Consider the following 15918-nt stretch of genomic DNA (forward strand, 5'->3'; position numbering starts at 1 on the left):
GTGTCACTTTCGCTTTGGCAGCAGTGTCTTGCCCGATTGCAGGATGAGTTACCAGCCACAGAATTCAGTATGTGGATCCGCCCGTTGCAGGCGGAGCTGAGCGATAACACGCTGGCTTTGTATGCGCCAAACCGTTTTGTGCTCGATTGGGTAAGAGACAAGTACCTTAATAACATCAATGGCCTGCTGAACGATTTCTGCGGGTCAGATGTCCCGCAGCTGCGTTTTGAAGTGGGCACCAGGCCCGTCACCCAAACCGTTCGTGAAACCGTGAATGTCGCAGCGCCAGCTCAGGCCGCTCCTGCGCCAGCCCCTCGCGTTGCACCTGCTCGTCAGGGCTGGGATAACGTGCCTGCACCGGCAGAGCCAACCTACCGCTCCAACGTTAACGTGAAGCACACGTTCGATAACTTCGTTGAAGGTAAGTCGAACCAGCTGGCGCGCGCGGCGGCTCGTCAGGTTGCTGATAACCCCGGAGGCGCCTACAACCCGCTGTTCCTGTATGGCGGCACGGGTCTGGGTAAAACGCACCTGCTGCACGCGGTGGGTAACGGCATTATGGCCCGCAAGCCGAATGCGAAAGTGGTGTATATGCACTCCGAGCGCTTCGTTCAGGACATGGTAAAAGCCCTGCAAAACAATGCGATCGAAGAGTTTAAACGCTACTACCGTTCCGTTGATGCGCTGCTGATCGATGACATCCAGTTCTTTGCCAATAAAGAACGATCGCAGGAAGAATTTTTCCACACCTTCAACGCCCTGCTGGAAGGTAATCAGCAGATCATTCTGACCTCGGATCGTTATCCTAAAGAGATCAACGGCGTTGAAGATCGTCTGAAATCCCGCTTCGGCTGGGGCCTGACCGTGGCGATCGAGCCGCCGGAGCTGGAAACCCGCGTCGCGATCCTGATGAAAAAAGCCGATGAGAACGACATTCGCCTGCCGGGTGAAGTGGCGTTCTTTATTGCCAAGCGTCTTCGTTCCAATGTGCGTGAGCTGGAAGGAGCACTGAACCGCGTGATCGCCAATGCCAACTTTACCGGTCGTGCGATCACCATCGATTTTGTGCGAGAAGCGCTGCGTGATCTGCTGGCATTGCAGGAAAAACTGGTCACTATCGACAATATTCAAAAGACGGTGGCCGAGTACTACAAGATCAAAGTGGCAGATTTACTGTCTAAACGTCGTTCCCGCTCGGTGGCGCGTCCGCGTCAGATGGCGATGGCGCTGGCAAAGGAGTTAACCAACCACAGTCTGCCGGAAATCGGCGATGCGTTTGGTGGCCGTGACCATACGACCGTGCTGCATGCGTGCCGCAAGATTGAGCAGTTACGCGAAGAAAGCCACGACATAAAAGAAGATTTCTCCAATTTAATCAGAACACTATCATCGTGACGCTATGAAATTTACCGTTGAACGTGAACATTTATTAAAACCGCTGCAACAGGTGAGTGGCCCATTAGGTGGCCGCCCAACGCTGCCTATTCTCGGAAACCTGCTGCTTCAGGTCGCGGACGGTACGCTGTCGCTGACCGGTACAGATCTGGAAATGGAAATGATCGCGCGCGTTACGCTGACGCAGCCGCACGACGCGGGCGCGACCACGGTTCCGGCACGTAAATTCTTTGATATCTGCCGTGGGCTGCCGGAAGGCGCTGAAATTGCTGTGCAGCTGGAAGGCGATCGTATGCTGGTGCGCTCTGGCCGCAGCCGTTTTTCACTCTCCACGCTGCCTGCTGCAGACTTCCCGAACCTGGACGACTGGCAGAGTGAAGTTGAATTCACCCTGCCGCAGGCGACGATGAAGCGTTTGATTGAAGCCACGCAGTTCTCCATGGCGCATCAGGACGTTCGTTACTACTTAAACGGCATGCTGTTCGAAACCGAAGGCGAAGAGCTGCGTACCGTAGCGACCGACGGCCACCGTCTGGCGGTCTGTTCTATGCCGATTGGCGACTCGCTGCCAAACCATTCGGTTATCGTGCCGCGTAAAGGGGTGATTGAGCTGATGCGTATGCTCGACGGTGGCGACACGCCGCTGCGCGTGCAGATCGGTAGCAACAACATCCGCGCGCATGTGGGCGATTTTGTCTTCACTTCAAAGCTGGTTGACGGCCGTTTCCCGGATTATCGCCGCGTATTGCCGAAGAACCCGGACAAGACGCTGGAAGCGGGCTGCGATAGCCTCAAGCAGGCGTTTGCCCGTGCCGCCATTCTCTCTAACGAGAAATTCCGCGGCGTGCGTCTGTACGTGAGTGAAAACCAGATCAAAATCACCGCCAATAACCCGGAGCAGGAAGAGGCAGAAGAGATTCTGGACGTCACCTACGCCGGAACCGAGATGGAAATCGGCTTCAACGTCAGCTATGTGCTGGACGTGTTGAACGCGCTGAAATGCGAGAACGTGCGCATTCTGCTGACCGACTCCGTATCGAGCGTACAGATTGAAGATGCTGCCAGCCAAAGCGCGGCTTATGTTGTCATGCCAATGAGACTGTAATGTCGCTCACCCGTCTGTTGATCCGCGACTTTCGCAACATCGAAAGTGCGGATCTCGCTCTCTCCCCTGGCTTTAACTTCCTGGTTGGCGCAAACGGCAGTGGCAAAACCAGCGTGCTGGAAGCCATCTATACGCTCGGCCATGGTCGGGCGTTTCGCAGTTTGCAGATTGGCCGCGTCATTCGCCACGAGCAGGAATCTTTTGTTCTGCATGGGCGTTTGCAGGGGGCGGAGCGAGAAACCGCCATTGGCCTGACCAAAGACAAGCAGGGCGACAGCAAGGTACGCATCGACGGCACCGACGGCCACAAGGTGGCGGAGCTGGCGCTGCTCATGCCGATGCAGCTGATTACGCCCGAGGGGTTTACTTTACTCAACGGCGGCCCCAAATACAGAAGAGCATTCCTCGACTGGGGATGCTTTCACAACGAAGCCGGTTTCTTTAACGCCTGGAGCAACCTGAAGCGCCTGCTCAAGCAGCGTAACGCCGCGTTGCGCCAGGTCACCCGTTACGCCCAGCTGCGCCCGTGGGATTTGGAGCTTATCCCTCTCGCGGAACAGATCAGCCGCTGGCGTGCCGAATACAGCGCAGGTATCGCCGAAGACATGGCCGACACCTGCAAACAGTTTTTACCCGAGTTCTCTCTCACCTTCTCCTTCCAGCGCGGCTGGGAGAAAGAGACGGATTATGCTGAGGTGTTAGAGAGAAACTTCGAGCGCGACCGCATGCTGACCTACACCGCGCACGGCCCGCACAAGGCGGATTTCCGCATTCGTGCCGACGGTGCGCCGGTGGAAGACACATTGTCGCGCGGGCAACTCAAGCTCCTGATGTGCGCACTGCGCCTGGCGCAGGGAGAGTTCCTCACTCGCGAGAGCGGGCGACGCTGCCTGTACCTGATAGATGATTTTGCCTCGGAACTTGACGACGCGCGGCGCGGGCTGCTTGCCAGCCGCTTAAAAGCCACGCAGTCGCAGGTTTTCGTCAGCGCGATTAGCGCTGAACACGTTATGGACATGTCGGACGAAAATTCGAAGATGTTTACCGTGGAAAAGGGTAAAATAACGGATTAACCCAAGTTGAAATGAGCGAGAAACGTTGATGTCGAATTCTTATGACTCCTCCAGTATCAAAGTCCTGAAAGGGCTGGATGCGGTGCGTAAGCGCCCGGGTATGTATATCGGCGACACGGATGACGGCACCGGTCTGCACCACATGGTATTCGAGGTGGTAGATAACGCTATCGACGAAGCGCTCGCGGGTCACTGTAAAGACATCGTGGTCACCATCCATGCGGATAACTCCGTCTCCGTCACTGATGATGGCCGTGGCATCCCAACCGGTATTCACCCGGAAGAGGGCGTCTCTGCTGCGGAAGTGATCATGACCGTTCTGCACGCAGGCGGTAAGTTTGACGATAACTCCTATAAAGTTTCCGGCGGCCTGCACGGCGTAGGCGTCTCCGTGGTTAACGCCCTGTCGCAGAAGCTGGAGCTGGTTATCCAGCGTGAAGGCAAAATTCACCGTCAGCTTTATACGCACGGCGTGCCGCAGGCACCGCTGGCCGTCACTGGCGACACCGACAAAACCGGTACCATGGTGCGTTTCTGGCCGAGCCTCGAAACCTTCACCAACGTCACCGAATTCGAGTATGACATCCTGGCGAAACGCCTGCGTGAACTGTCGTTCCTAAACTCCGGTGTGTCGATTCGTCTGCGCGACAAGCGTGACAACAAAGAAGACCACTTCCACTACGAAGGCGGGATCAAGGCATTCGTTGAGTATCTGAACAAGAATAAAACGCCAATTCACCCGAATATCTTCTACTTCTCCACAGAAAAAGACGGTATCGGCGTTGAAGTGGCGTTGCAGTGGAACGATGGTTTCCAGGAAAACATCTACTGCTTTACCAACAACATTCCACAGCGTGACGGCGGTACGCACCTGGCGGGCTTCCGCGCGGCGATGACCCGTACCCTGAACGCCTACATGGACAAAGAAGGCTACAGCAAAAAAGCGAAAGTCAGCGCCACCGGCGACGATGCCCGTGAAGGTTTGATTGCCGTTGTCTCCGTGAAAGTGCCGGATCCGAAGTTCTCATCACAGACCAAAGATAAGCTGGTCTCTTCTGAGGTGAAATCGGCGGTTGAACAGCAGATGAACGAACTGCTGAGCGAATACCTGCTGGAAAACCCGTCTGACGCGAAAATCGTTGTCGGCAAAATTATTGACGCGGCACGTGCTCGTGAAGCTGCGCGTAAAGCCCGTGAAATGACCCGTCGTAAAGGCGCTCTGGACTTAGCGGGTCTGCCAGGCAAGCTGGCTGACTGCCAGGAACGCGACCCGGCGCTCTCTGAACTGTACCTTGTGGAAGGGGACTCCGCGGGCGGTTCTGCGAAGCAGGGCCGTAACCGTAAGAACCAGGCAATCCTGCCGTTGAAGGGTAAAATCCTCAACGTTGAGAAGGCGCGCTTCGACAAAATGCTCTCTTCTCAGGAAGTAGCGACGCTTATCACCGCGCTGGGCTGCGGCATTGGGCGTGACGAGTACAACCCGGACAAACTGCGTTATCACAGCATCATCATCATGACCGATGCGGACGTCGACGGCTCGCACATCCGTACGCTGCTGTTGACCTTCTTCTATCGTCAGATGCCGGAAATCGTTGAACGTGGCCACGTCTACATTGCACAGCCACCGCTGTACAAAGTGAAGAAAGGCAAGCAGGAACAGTACATTAAAGATGACGATGCGATGGATCAGTACCAAATCGCGATCGCGCTTGACGGTGCAACCCTGCACGCGAACTCTCATGCCCCTGCACTGGCCGGCGAGCCGCTGGAGCGTCTGGTTTCTGAGTTCAACGCCACTCAGAAAATGATTGGTCGTATGGAGCGTCGTTATCCGAAAGCGCTGCTGAAGGAGCTGATCTATCAGCCAACCCTGACTGAAGCCGAACTGAGCGACGAACAGGCAGTTACCCGCTGGGTGAACACCCTGGTGAGCGAGCTGAACGAGAAAGAGCAGCACGGTAGCCAGTGGAAATTTGACGTTCAGCAGAACGCGGCCCAGCAGTTCGAGCCGATTGTTCGCGTGCGCACCCACGGCGTCGACACCGACTACCCGCTGGAGCATGAATTCGTGACCGGTCCGGAATATCGTCGTATCTGCACCCTCGGCGAGAAGCTGCGCGGTCTGATCGAAGACGATGCGTTTATCGAACGTGGTGAACGCCGTCAGCCGGTAGCCAGCTTCGAGCAGGCGCTGGACTGGCTGGTGAAAGAGTCCCGTCGCGGTCTTTCTATCCAGCGTTATAAAGGTCTGGGTGAAATGAACCCGGATCAGCTGTGGGAAACCACCATGGATCCAGAAAGCCGTCGTATGCTGCGCGTCACCGTGAAAGATGCGATTGCAGCCGACCAGCTGTTCACGACGTTGATGGGCGATGCGGTTGAACCACGCCGTGCCTTCATCGAAGAGAACGCGCTGAAAGCGGCGAATATCGATATTTAATCGTAGTGAGATTGCTTTACTGAGGCCGCGCATTTAGCGCGGCTTTTTTATGGACGCAGACAAATCCAGCGACAGCACTGACGGTAAACGGCTGGCGAGCATATCGACGGCAATTCTGACTCTCAGTGGCAGATGTGGCGTCTTTTGCCAGACTGCATGAACGTCGAAGCGCACTTCCGGTGCCTGCTTTAACAGCGGGATGAGTTTTCCCTGATGAATTTTTCTGCTGGCCATCCAGCAGGGCAGCCACGCAATGCCGTGTCCGGCCAGCGCCGCATCGCAGATAGCCTGCAAGTCGTCCATGTTGAGTGAGGTGCGGGGAGTAAAGGTGTGCGACGTCCCTTCGTTATCCATCAGCTCCCAGGGCAAAACTCTGCCTGCGCGCAGATAGTTAATGGCTGCATGGTGTGCTAAATCCGCAACGCTTTGTGGCTGGCCCCTCTCCAGCAGGTAATCCGGCGCGGCGCACAGCACCATCCGGTGCTCCCCCAGCCTTCTGGCGACCAGCATGCTACTGTCCTGTAGCGTGCCGTTACGTACCGCCATATCGAATCCTTCCTCCACGAGATCCACCACGCGGTCGCTGAAAGACATTTCCAGTTCAAGACCGGGGTGCTCCTGCGCCAGTTCTATCAGCAAAGGGGCAACGCACTGGCGGCCAAACAGAACCGGCATGGCGACGCGCAGGCGGCCACGGATCTGCTGTTTCCCGGACTCAAGCAACGATTCTGCGCCCCGAATCTCCTCCAGCGCGCGCAGGCAGCGTTCATAAAAAAGTGCGCCGTTATCGGTCAGCTTCAGGCTACGAGTGGTGCGCTGAAACAGACGAACGCCAAGACGCTGTTCAAGGCGAGCGATGCTTTTTCCTACCGCCGAGCGTGACAAATGCAGACGGATGGCGGCCTGAGCAAAACTTCCCGCCTCCACGGCGGCGACAAAAACAGGGATATCCTTCAGCGTATCGCTCATGAATTGTATCTTTTGTGGCGTCAATAAAGAGAAAACTTATCGCCACTGGAGAGATTAAGTCAACGGTAGACTGTCAGAACTGAAGCTTAATAGATGGCAGGAGTAAATTATGACAGAGACAATGCAACGCTGGTCCATGAATGCCCTCGGGCGCGAGAACCTCAGACTCATTCAGGAACCTGTTCAAACGCCTGGCCCGGGTGAAGTGCGCGTACGGGTAAATGCCGTTGCACTTAACTATCGCGATAAAATGGTTATTGAAGGCACGATGCCGATTCCGCTTGCCTTCCCGTTTACCCCTGCGTCTGACATGGCGGGCGTGGTGGACAGCACGGGCGAAGGCGTAACACGTTTCAAACCCGGCGCTCGTGTCATTTCCACTTTCTTCCCGGAGTGGATCGACGGCAGGCCGCAGGCGGACGCGCGCAATTTGCCCTATAAAACCTCCGGCGGCTATTTCCAGGGAATGCTGGCCGAGTATGTGATTGTGAAGGAAGACGCGCTGGTGGCCGCCCCGGACACTCTGGACGATGCAGAAGCCAGCACGCTGCCCTGCGCAGGGCTTACCGCCTGGTTCGCGCTGGTGGAGCGCGGTCAGTTACGTGCCGGGCAATCGGTACTGGTGCAGGGGACGGGCGGCGTGGCGATATTCGCCCTGCAGATCGCAAAAGCGCACGGCGCAGAGGTATTTGTCACCTCGGGGAGCGATGAAAAACTGGCGCTGGCCAAAAAACTGGGCGCCAGCCAGGGCATCAACCGGCTGAAAGGCGACTGGGCTGAAAATACCCTGGCGCTCACGGAGGATCGCGGCATCGACCATATTATCGAAACCGTGGGGGGAGAGAACCTGAAGCATTCCCTGCGTGCCGTTGCCGTTCACGGGCGTATTTCTGTTATTGGCGTGCTGGCCGGAAGTGAGATTTCGCTGTCCGCTAGCGAACTGTTGCTGAAATCTCCGGTCATTCAGGGGATTGGCGTCGGGCACCGCCGGGCGCTGGAAGATTTCGTCCGCGCTGTGGATGTGACGGGACTGAAACCTGTGATCGAGCATCGCTACCGCTTTGATGAACTCGAACAGGCGCTTAAACACCTGGATCGCGGTGCGTTTGGCAAAATTGTCCTGACCCGCGAGTAAGGCATTATTCCCCGGGATGCGGGTAAAAGGGGCACTTCTGTTGCGCAATGTAGCTCTATTTTTGTGTGCTTAATCGCGTTAGCATGAGACAGCACTCATTTATCCCGGGGAACTCATGGCTATCAAACTCATTGCAATCGACATGGACGGCACGCTGCTGCTGCCAGACCACACTATCTCTCCTGCCGTTAAAAACGCGATCGCTGCCGCACGCGCGAAGGGCGTGAATGTGGTACTGACCACCGGGCGTCCGTATGCGGGCGTGCATAGTTACCTGAAAGAGCTGCACATGAACCAGCCGGGCGATTACTGCATCACCTATAACGGCGCGCTGGTGCAGAAAGCCGCAGATGGCAGCACGGTTGCGCAAACGGCACTGAGCTACGACGACTATCTGTTCCTGGAAAAACTTTCCCGTGAAGTGGGCTCTCACTTCCACGCGCTCGATCGCAATACGCTCTACACCGCCAACCGCGATATCAGCTACTACACGGTACATGAATCTTACGTTGCGACCATTCCGCTGGTCTTCTGTGAAGCCGAGAAAATGGACCCGGCGACGCAGTTCCTGAAAGTGATGATGATCGATGAGCCGGAGATCCTGGATAAAGCCATCGCGCGTATTCCGGCAGAGGTCAAAGAGAAGTACACCGTGTTGAAAAGCGCGCCGTACTTCCTCGAAATTCTCGATAAACGCGTCAATAAAGGCACGGGTGTAAAATCACTGGCTGACGCGCTGGGTATTAAACCTGAGGAAATCATGGCGCTGGGCGACCAGGAAAACGACATCGCGATGATTGAATTTGCGGGGATGGGCGTCGCGATGGATAACGCGATCCCGTCGGTGAAAGACGTGGCTAACTTCGTCACCAAATCCAATCTGGAAGACGGTGTGGCGTACGCCATCGAGAAGTTTGTGCTGCAGTAACGCCTGTTTGCATTCATCGGCCTCGGTTATCAACCGGGGCTTTTTTTTGCGCTGAATTTATTGAATTGTTCTTTTTGTGATCTTTATTGTAGTACAATATTGAATGATTGTACTACATTACAGCCATGGCAAAGACGAACTCCCTCACGTTTGTACTGCAAAAGTGAGGTGAAATTCGGCGGTCGCGGTAAAGTAGTCATGTACACAAAGAGCACAAGGACTCTCCATGACTCTCAATAAAACCGATCGCATCGTCATTACGCTGGGCACCCAGATTGTCGGGGGCAAATATGTTCCCGGTTCGCCACTGCCAGCAGAGGCTGAACTGTGTGAGGAATTTGAAACTTCGCGCAACATCATCCGGGAAGTATTCCGCTCGCTGATGGCGAAGCGTCTGATTGAAATGAAACGGTATCGCGGCGCGTTTGTTGCCCCGCGCAACCAGTGGAACTACCTCGATACCGACGTATTGCAGTGGGTACTGGAAAACGATTACGACCCGCGGCTTATCGGCGCGATGAGTGAAGTCCGAAATCTGGTGGAACCGGCAATCGCACGTTGGGCAGCGGAACGGGCAACGTCCGGCGACCTGGCACAAATCGAGTCGGCTTTAAACGACATGATTGCCAATAACCAGAACCGGGAAGCGTTCAATGAGGCTGATATTCGCTATCACGAAGCGGTGTTGCAGTCGGTACATAACCCGGTATTACAGCAGCTTAGCGTGGCGATCAGCTCGCTACAGCGAGCAGTATTTGAACGTACCTGGATGGGCGATGAGGCCAACATGCCAAAAACGCTCCAGGAACATAAAGCGCTGTTTGATGCGATACGGCATCAGGATGGCGATGCGGCAGAGCAGGCGGCACTTACCATGATTGCCAGCTCGACACGAAGGTTGAAGGAAATCACATGACATCTCGCTACATCGCAATTGACTGGGGTTCGACCAATCTGCGCGCCTGGCTGTACCAGGACGAGCAGTGCCTGGAGAGCAGGCAATCAGAAGCAGGCGTAACGCGCCTGAACGGTAAATCCCCTGAGGCGGTGTTAGCAGAAGTGACGCAAAACTGGCGCGATAGCGCCACGCCGGTAGTCATGGCGGGTATGGTAGGCAGTAACGTAGGCTGGAAAACCGCGCCTTATTTGCCTGTTCCCGCCCATTTCTCTGCTATTGGCGATCGTTTAACGTCCGTAGGCGACAATATCTGGATTATTCCCGGTTTGCGCGTTTCTCGCGACGATAACCACAACGTGATGCGCGGCGAAGAGACGCAGCTCCTTGGCGCGCGCACGCTATCTCCTTCTTCTGTCTACGTTATGCCCGGAACGCACTGCAAGTGGGTCCAGGCGGATGCTGAGCAAATCCACGACTTTCGCACCGTGATGACCGGCGAGCTGCATCATTTGCTGCTCAACCATTCGCTGGTGGGGGCTGGTTTGCCGGAGCAAAAATCCTCGCCAGAGGCGTTTGCTGCTGGTCTGGCGCGTGGGATCGCCTGTCCTGTCGTTTTGCCGCAACTTTTTGAGGTTCGCGCCTCGCACGTGCTGGGCGATCTCCCGCGCGAGCAGGTCAGTGAATTTCTCTCGGGCCTGCTGATTGGCGCTGAGGTCGCCAGCATGCGTGACTTCATCGTGCACGAGCAGGCCATCACGATTGTCGCAGGCGCATCGCTAACGTCACGCTACGAACAGGCGTTCCGCGCTGTTGGGCTTACCGTTTCAACGGTACCCGGCGACACGGCATTTCAGGCAGGAATAAGGAGCATCGCTCATGCAGTGGCAAACTGACCTTCCCCTTATCGCGATTTTGCGCGGTATCACGCCCGATGAGGCGTTAGCGCACGTCGGCGCAGTTATAGACGCCGGGTTCGACGCGGTGGAGATTCCGCTCAACTCCCCACAATGGGAAAAGAGCATTCCGGCCGTGGTGGATGCGTTTGGTGATAAAGCGCTGATTGGCGCGGGGACCGTCTTACAACCGGAGCAGGTGGACCAGCTGGCAAAGATGGGCTGCAAGCTCATCGTCACCCCGAACATCCATCCTGAGGTGATCCGCCGTGCAGTGGGTTACGGCATGACCGTTTGTCCGGGATGCGCGACGGCCACAGAAGCGTTTACTGCCCTCGACGCGGGCGCGCAATCGCTGAAAATTTTCCCGTCCTCGGCTTTTGGTCCGGATTACATCAAAGCGCTGAAGGCGGTATTGCCCGCCAGCGTGCCGGTCTTTGCCGTGGGTGGCGTTACGCCAGAAAACCTGGGCCAGTGGATAAGCGCTGGCTGTGTGGGCGCGGGGCTGGGCAGCGATCTTTATCGCGCCGGACAGCCCGTTGAACGTACCGCACAGCAGGCGGCAGCATTTGTGAAAGCGTATCGAGAGGCAGTGAAATGAAAATAACCAAACTCACCACGTACCGTTTACCCCCGCGCTGGATGTTCCTGAAAATCGAAACCGACGAAGGTGTTGTGGGCTGGGGCGAGCCGGTGATTGAAGGGCGAGCCCGCACCGTTGAAGCTGCAGTGCATGAGCTGGGGGAATATCTGATTGGGCAGGATCCGGCACGCATTAACGACCTCTGGCAGGTGATGTATCGCGCGGGTTTCTACCGCGGTGGTCCGATTCTCATGAGCGCTATCGCCGGTATCGACCAGGCGCTATGGGATATCAAAGGTAAAGTGCTGAACGCCCCGGTCTGGCAACTGATGGGTGGCCTGGTGCGCGACAAAATCAAAGCCTATAGCTGGGTCGGAGGCGACCGCCCTGCGGAAGTGATCGACGGCATTACACAGCTGCGCAACATCGGTTTTGACACCTTCAAGCTCAACGGCTGCGAAGAGATGGGCGTCATCGACAACTCGCGCGCGGTAGACCGGGCGGTAAATACCGTGGCGCAAATCCGTGAAGCCTTCGGCAACGAGATTGAGTTCGGTCTGGATTTTCATGGGCGTGTCAGCGCGCCGATGGCGAAGGTGCTCATTAAAGAACTGGAACCATATCGCCCGCTGTTTATCGAAGAGCCGGTGCTGGCCGAGCAGGCCGAATACTATCCGAAGCTGGCTGAACAGACGCACATTCCTATCGCGGCGGGCGAACGGATGTTCTCACGCTTTGAATTTAAACGGGTGCTCGAAGCGGGCGGCATTGCGATCCTGCAGCCGGATCTCTCCCACGCGGGCGGTATCACCGAATGCTACAAAATTGCCGGCATGGCAGAAGCCTACGACGTGGCGCTGGCTCCGCACTGTCCGCTCGGACCAATCGCGCTGGCGGCCTGCCTGCATGTCGATTTTGTCTCCCGCAATGCCGTGTTCCAGGAACAAAGCATGGGGATTCACTATAACAAAGGCGCGGAGCTGCTCGATTTTGTGAAAAACAAAGAAGACTTCAGCATGGAAGGCGGATTCTTTAAACCGTTAACGAAACCGGGTCTGGGCGTTGAAATTGACGAAGCCAAAGTTATTGAGCTGAGTAAACATGCGCCGGACTGGCGTAACCCGTTATGGCGGCATGAAGACGGTTCAGTCGCCGAGTGGTAAATGCGCGTCATACTTCGCGCTGGTGAGGCGTTGGCTGCGCTTTCTTACCCCGGTCACATACTTTTGTATGCTCCCGGGGATGCGAAAACTTGCCGCCTTCCCCCCAGCACGAATTATTTAGCGCATTCTGGCTACGTTTTTAAATAAAAAAATAATTACACCCTCTGAAACTACAGGGCATGGTGAGCGGCTTCGCTATGCCCAAAATCTGGAGACAGATTGCGATGGATATTCCAGTTACTGCTGCAAAAACCGGGCGTCGCCGTTACCTGACGCTGTTGATGATCTTTATTACCGTGGTCATTTGTTATGTTGACCGCGCCAACCTTGCCGTGGCATCGGCCCATATTCAGGAAGAGTTTGGTATCACTAAAGCGGAAATGGGTTATGTCTTCTCGGCGTTTGCCTGGCTCTATACGCTTTGCCAGATCCCGGGCGGCTGGTTCCTTGACCGCGTGGGTTCACGTCTGACTTATTTTATCGCTATTTTTGGCTGGTCCGTGGCGACCTTGTTCCAGGGCTTCGCGACCGGACTAATGTCGCTGATCGGTCTGCGTGCCATCACCGGGATATTTGAAGCACCCGCGTTCCCGACCAATAACCGCATGGTGACCAGCTGGTTCCCGGAACACGAACGTGCCTCCGCAGTGGGCTTTTACACCTCCGGGCAGTTTGTTGGTCTGGCATTCCTGACGCCATTGTTAATCTGGATCCAGGAACTGCTGAGTTGGCACTGGGTGTTTATTGTTACCGGTGGGATCGGCATCATCTGGTCGTTTATCTGGATTAAGGTCTATCAGCCGCCGCGCCTGACCAAAAGCATCAGCAAAGCAGAGCTGGACTATATCCGCGACGGCGGCGGCCTGGTGGATGGTGATGCGCCCGTGAAAAAAGAGGCGCGACAGCCGCTGACCAAAGCCGACTGGAAGCTGGTCTTCCACCGTAAGCTGGTGGGGGTTTACCTGGGGCAATTTGCGGTGACGTCCACGCTGTGGTTCTTCCTGACGTGGTTCCCAAACTACCTGACGCAGGAGAAGGGGATCACCGCGCTGAAGGCGGGCTTTATGACCACCGTACCGTTCCTTGCCGCGTTCTTCGGTGTCCTGCTCTCGGGCTGGCTGGCGGATAAGCTGGTAAAAAAAGGGTTCTCATTGGGGGTAGCGCGTAAAACACCGATTATCTGCGGATTGCTGATCTCCACCTGCATCATGGGTGCCAACTATACCAACGATCCGGTGTGGATAATGACCCTGATGGCAGTGGCGTTCTTTGGTAATGGTTTCGCATCGATTACCTGGTCGCTGGTGTCGTCCCTGGCACCGATGCGGCTGATCGGTCTGACCGGCGGTGTGTTCAACTTCGTTGGCGGGCTGGGTGGAATTACCGTGCCGCTGGTCATTGGTTATCTGGCTCAGGATTACGGTTTTGGCCCGGCGCTGGTTTACATCTCCGCCGTGGCGTTGATTGGCGCGCTTTCTTACATACTGCTGGTAGGCGATGTGAAACGAGTAGGCTAATCCACACGGATGTTTTACCCTGATGCGATAACTGCGCATCAGGGTATCCTCATGAAACAAATCACCTTCGCTTCCCGCAACCACCAGCTTACTAATATCAATACCTGGACGCCGGACAGCCAGTGGCTGGTCTATGACGTGCGTCCGTCAGGGGCGTCGTTCACCGGTGAAACCATCGAGCGAGTTAATGTAGGCACGGGCGAGGTCGAGGTGATTTATCGCGCGACGGACGGCGCGCACGTTGGCGTGGTGACCGTTCATCCTGCACAGGATGAATACATCTTTATCCACGGTCCGAAACACCCGGATGCGGACTGGCGCTACGATTTTCATCATCGCCAGGGGGTGATTGCGCATCACGGTCAGGTAAGCAATCTGGATGCGATGGATATCACTGCGCCCTATACTCCAGGCGCGCTGCGCGGTGGCAGCCACGTACATGTCTTCAGCCCGAACGGGCAGTTGGTCAGCTTTACCTATAACGACCATGTCATGCATATGCGCGATCCGAAGCTCGATTTACGCAACGTTGGCGTGGCGGCGCCTTTCGGCCCGGTGAATCCACAGGGGAACCATCCGCGTGAATATCCGGGAACCTTCTGGAGCGTGCTGGTCAGCCGCACGACGCCTAACCCACAACCGGGCAGCGACGAAATCAATCGCGCCTACGAAGAGGGCTGGGTGGGCAACGACAGGCTGGCGTTTATCGGCGATACCCTCTCAGCACAGGGCGAAAAAGTGCCTGAACTGTTCATTGTTAACCTGCCAGAAGATGAACAGGGCTGGAAACGTGCGGGCGATGCGCCGCTGCAGGGAACGCCAGAAACGCTGCCTGCGCCGCCAGAGGGCGTGATGCAGCGTCGGTTAACCTTCACGCACCACAACCGCTATCCGGGTCTGGTGAACGTGCCGCGCCACTGGGTGCGCAGTAACCCGCAGGCGACACAAATCGCGTTTCTGATGCGTGATGATAACGGCGTTGTGCAGCTGTGGCTGATCTCGCCTGAGGGTGGCGAGCCGCGCCAGCTCACCCACGCTGAGCGCGATATCCAGTCTGCGTTCAACTGGCACCCGTCCGGGAAGATGCTGGGATTTGTGCTCGAAAATCGGATTGCGTGCTGCGACGCACAGACCGGAGAGGTGACGTTTTTGACGTCCGATCACGGCAATCCACCTTCTGCGGATGCCGTCGTGTTTTCTCCGAACGGGCGCGTTATTGCATGGATGGAAGAGACGGGCGGTTTCCGTCAGCTTTGGATAACGGAAACCGCACAGAACTAGCGCGGAGGCATCTCGGCGGGCGGAATGACGGCGTTGGTCGCCAGGTTTTCCTGCTCGCTTTTCTCTACCCGTGAACGTACGGAGTCATCCTTACGGAATACATCCCACGGCAGCAGAAGCGTATCCGCTACTGCCGTAAACGGCATATCCAGGATAACCAGGGATTTGGTGCCCCAGTTGGTATCGTCATCGGAGATCATCGCCGCGCTGGCGCGCGTCCCCGGATATGTTCCTTCTTTACCGCCGGTGTGAGACATCACGCTCGAACACCCGCAAAGTAAAACTACCCCGCTGAACGTCGTCAGCTTTATCAGAACATTTTTCATCATCACTCAGTCATCGTTAATGTTACTGCATAGACCTGCAACTCAGGGTTATAGCGAGCCTTATCAGAAATGGATAGCTCGATAATCCCGCACTGTGGCAGTCATCGCAATTTAACCCTTTGTGCTGTTGTCCCAGAGTCTATGCGACAACCAGCAAAGTGCAAAAAAATCTCACATAAATAGTCTTGAAAAGCCCGGTTCCAGACCCATTT

The 15918-nt window shown here is 56.0% G+C and carries 14 protein-coding genes; 12 read left to right on the forward strand and 2 right to left on the reverse strand.

The window, feature by feature from the left end:
- The 4 genes from dnaA to gyrB form a co-directional block, all read left to right on the forward strand.
- A partial coding sequence (gene dnaA, locus AAER43_RS00005; RefSeq protein WP_232931883.1) for a chromosomal replication initiator protein DnaA occupies positions 1–1395 on the forward strand: 1395 nt, incomplete at its 5' end.
- A gap of 4 nt (positions 1396–1399) precedes the next feature.
- The gene (gene dnaN, locus AAER43_RS00010; RefSeq protein WP_010426557.1) at positions 1400–2500 is read left to right on the forward strand and encodes a DNA polymerase III subunit beta; all 1101 of its coding nucleotides are present in this window, start codon (positions 1400–1402) and stop codon (positions 2498–2500) included.
- Entirely contained in the window at positions 2500–3573 is a 1074-nt protein-coding gene (recF, locus tag AAER43_RS00015) for a DNA replication/repair protein RecF (protein WP_014881903.1), read from the forward strand. The genes dnaN and recF overlap by 1 nt, the downstream gene beginning before the upstream one ends.
- A gap of 28 nt (positions 3574–3601) precedes the next feature.
- Positions 3602–6013 (forward strand): DNA topoisomerase (ATP-hydrolyzing) subunit B, encoded by a 2412-nt coding sequence (gene gyrB, locus AAER43_RS00020; RefSeq protein ID WP_014881904.1) that lies wholly within the window; start codon positions 3602–3604, stop codon positions 6011–6013.
- A 33-nt stretch (positions 6014–6046) separates the two neighbouring features.
- Here gyrB and AAER43_RS00025 read toward each other — a convergent pair whose 3' ends face one another.
- Complete coding sequence (locus AAER43_RS00025) at positions 6047–6982, reverse strand: LysR family transcriptional regulator (RefSeq protein ID WP_050862190.1); 936 nt, start codon at positions 6980–6982, stop codon at positions 6047–6049.
- 109 nt (positions 6983–7091) lie between these two features.
- Between AAER43_RS00025 and AAER43_RS00030 the strand changes: the two genes are divergently transcribed.
- The 8 genes from AAER43_RS00030 (at position 7092) to AAER43_RS00065 (ending at position 15380) form a co-directional block, all read left to right on the forward strand.
- Positions 7092–8117, forward strand: coding sequence for an NAD(P)-dependent alcohol dehydrogenase (locus AAER43_RS00030; RefSeq protein ID WP_050862191.1), 1026 nt, complete (start codon positions 7092–7094; stop codon positions 8115–8117).
- A gap of 115 nt (positions 8118–8232) precedes the next feature.
- A complete protein-coding gene (gene yidA / locus AAER43_RS00035) occupies positions 8233–9045 on the forward strand; it encodes a sugar-phosphatase (protein WP_014881907.1) in 813 nt (270 codons plus the stop codon).
- Between the two features lie 226 nt (positions 9046–9271).
- Positions 9272–9961, forward strand: coding sequence for a D-galactonate utilization transcriptional regulator DgoR (dgoR, locus tag AAER43_RS00040; protein WP_003861109.1), 690 nt, complete (start codon positions 9272–9274; stop codon positions 9959–9961).
- Entirely contained in the window at positions 9958–10836 is an 879-nt protein-coding gene (locus AAER43_RS00045; protein WP_050862192.1) for a 2-dehydro-3-deoxygalactonokinase, read from the forward strand. Before dgoR ends, AAER43_RS00045 begins: the two co-directional genes overlap by 4 nt.
- On the forward strand, positions 10820–11437 hold the full coding sequence (locus AAER43_RS00050) for a 2-dehydro-3-deoxy-6-phosphogalactonate aldolase (RefSeq protein WP_032635239.1): 618 nt from the start codon (positions 10820–10822) through the stop codon (positions 11435–11437). The genes AAER43_RS00045 and AAER43_RS00050 overlap by 17 nt, the downstream gene beginning before the upstream one ends.
- Entirely contained in the window at positions 11434–12582 is a 1149-nt protein-coding gene (gene dgoD / locus AAER43_RS00055; protein ID WP_024907394.1) for a galactonate dehydratase, read from the forward strand. Before AAER43_RS00050 ends, dgoD begins: the two co-directional genes overlap by 4 nt.
- A 179-nt stretch (positions 12583–12761) precedes the next feature.
- On the forward strand, positions 12762–14099 hold the full coding sequence (locus AAER43_RS00060; protein WP_045269315.1) for an MFS transporter: 1338 nt from the start codon (positions 12762–12764) through the stop codon (positions 14097–14099).
- 51 nt (positions 14100–14150) lie between these two features.
- Positions 14151–15380 (forward strand): DUF3748 domain-containing protein, encoded by a 1230-nt coding sequence (locus AAER43_RS00065; RefSeq protein WP_072093680.1) that lies wholly within the window; start codon positions 14151–14153, stop codon positions 15378–15380.
- Here AAER43_RS00065 and AAER43_RS00070 read toward each other — a convergent pair.
- Positions 15377–15709, reverse strand: coding sequence for a YceK/YidQ family lipoprotein (locus AAER43_RS00070; protein WP_014881914.1), 333 nt, complete (start codon positions 15707–15709; stop codon positions 15377–15379). The genes AAER43_RS00065 and AAER43_RS00070 overlap by 4 nt on opposite strands.
- Positions 15710–15918 lie beyond the last annotated feature (209 nt).

The sequence above is a fragment of the Enterobacter sp. FUJ80071 genome (genome assembly GCF_038739915.1).
GTDB lineage: Bacteria > Pseudomonadota > Gammaproteobacteria > Enterobacterales > Enterobacteriaceae > Enterobacter > Enterobacter kobei.

What these genes read in the sequence shown, in the direction of transcription:
- dnaN (WP_010426557.1), top strand. Translation starts at nt 1,400, where the DNA reads ATGAAATTTACCGTTGAACGTGAACATTTATTAAAACCGCTGCAACAG.
- recF (WP_014881903.1), top strand. Translation starts at nt 2,500, where the DNA reads ATGTCGCTCACCCGTCTGTTGATCCGCGACTTTCGCAACATCGAAAGT.
- gyrB (WP_014881904.1), top strand. Translation starts at nt 3,602, where the DNA reads ATGTCGAATTCTTATGACTCCTCCAGTATCAAAGTCCTGAAAGGGCTG.
- AAER43_RS00025 (WP_050862190.1), bottom strand. Translation starts at nt 6,982, where the DNA reads ATGAGCGATACGCTGAAGGATATCCCTGTTTTTGTCGCCGCCGTGGAG.
- AAER43_RS00030 (WP_050862191.1), top strand. Translation starts at nt 7,092, where the DNA reads ATGACAGAGACAATGCAACGCTGGTCCATGAATGCCCTCGGGCGCGAG.
- yidA (WP_014881907.1), top strand. Translation starts at nt 8,233, where the DNA reads ATGGCTATCAAACTCATTGCAATCGACATGGACGGCACGCTGCTGCTG.
- dgoR (WP_003861109.1), top strand. Translation starts at nt 9,272, where the DNA reads ATGACTCTCAATAAAACCGATCGCATCGTCATTACGCTGGGCACCCAG.
- AAER43_RS00045 (WP_050862192.1), top strand. Translation starts at nt 9,958, where the DNA reads ATGACATCTCGCTACATCGCAATTGACTGGGGTTCGACCAATCTGCGC.
- AAER43_RS00050 (WP_032635239.1), top strand. Translation starts at nt 10,820, where the DNA reads ATGCAGTGGCAAACTGACCTTCCCCTTATCGCGATTTTGCGCGGTATC.
- dgoD (WP_024907394.1), top strand. Translation starts at nt 11,434, where the DNA reads ATGAAAATAACCAAACTCACCACGTACCGTTTACCCCCGCGCTGGATG.
- AAER43_RS00060 (WP_045269315.1), top strand. Translation starts at nt 12,762, where the DNA reads ATGGTGAGCGGCTTCGCTATGCCCAAAATCTGGAGACAGATTGCGATG.
- AAER43_RS00065 (WP_072093680.1), top strand. Translation starts at nt 14,151, where the DNA reads ATGAAACAAATCACCTTCGCTTCCCGCAACCACCAGCTTACTAATATC.
- AAER43_RS00070 (WP_014881914.1), bottom strand. Translation starts at nt 15,709, where the DNA reads ATGATGAAAAATGTTCTGATAAAGCTGACGACGTTCAGCGGGGTAGTT.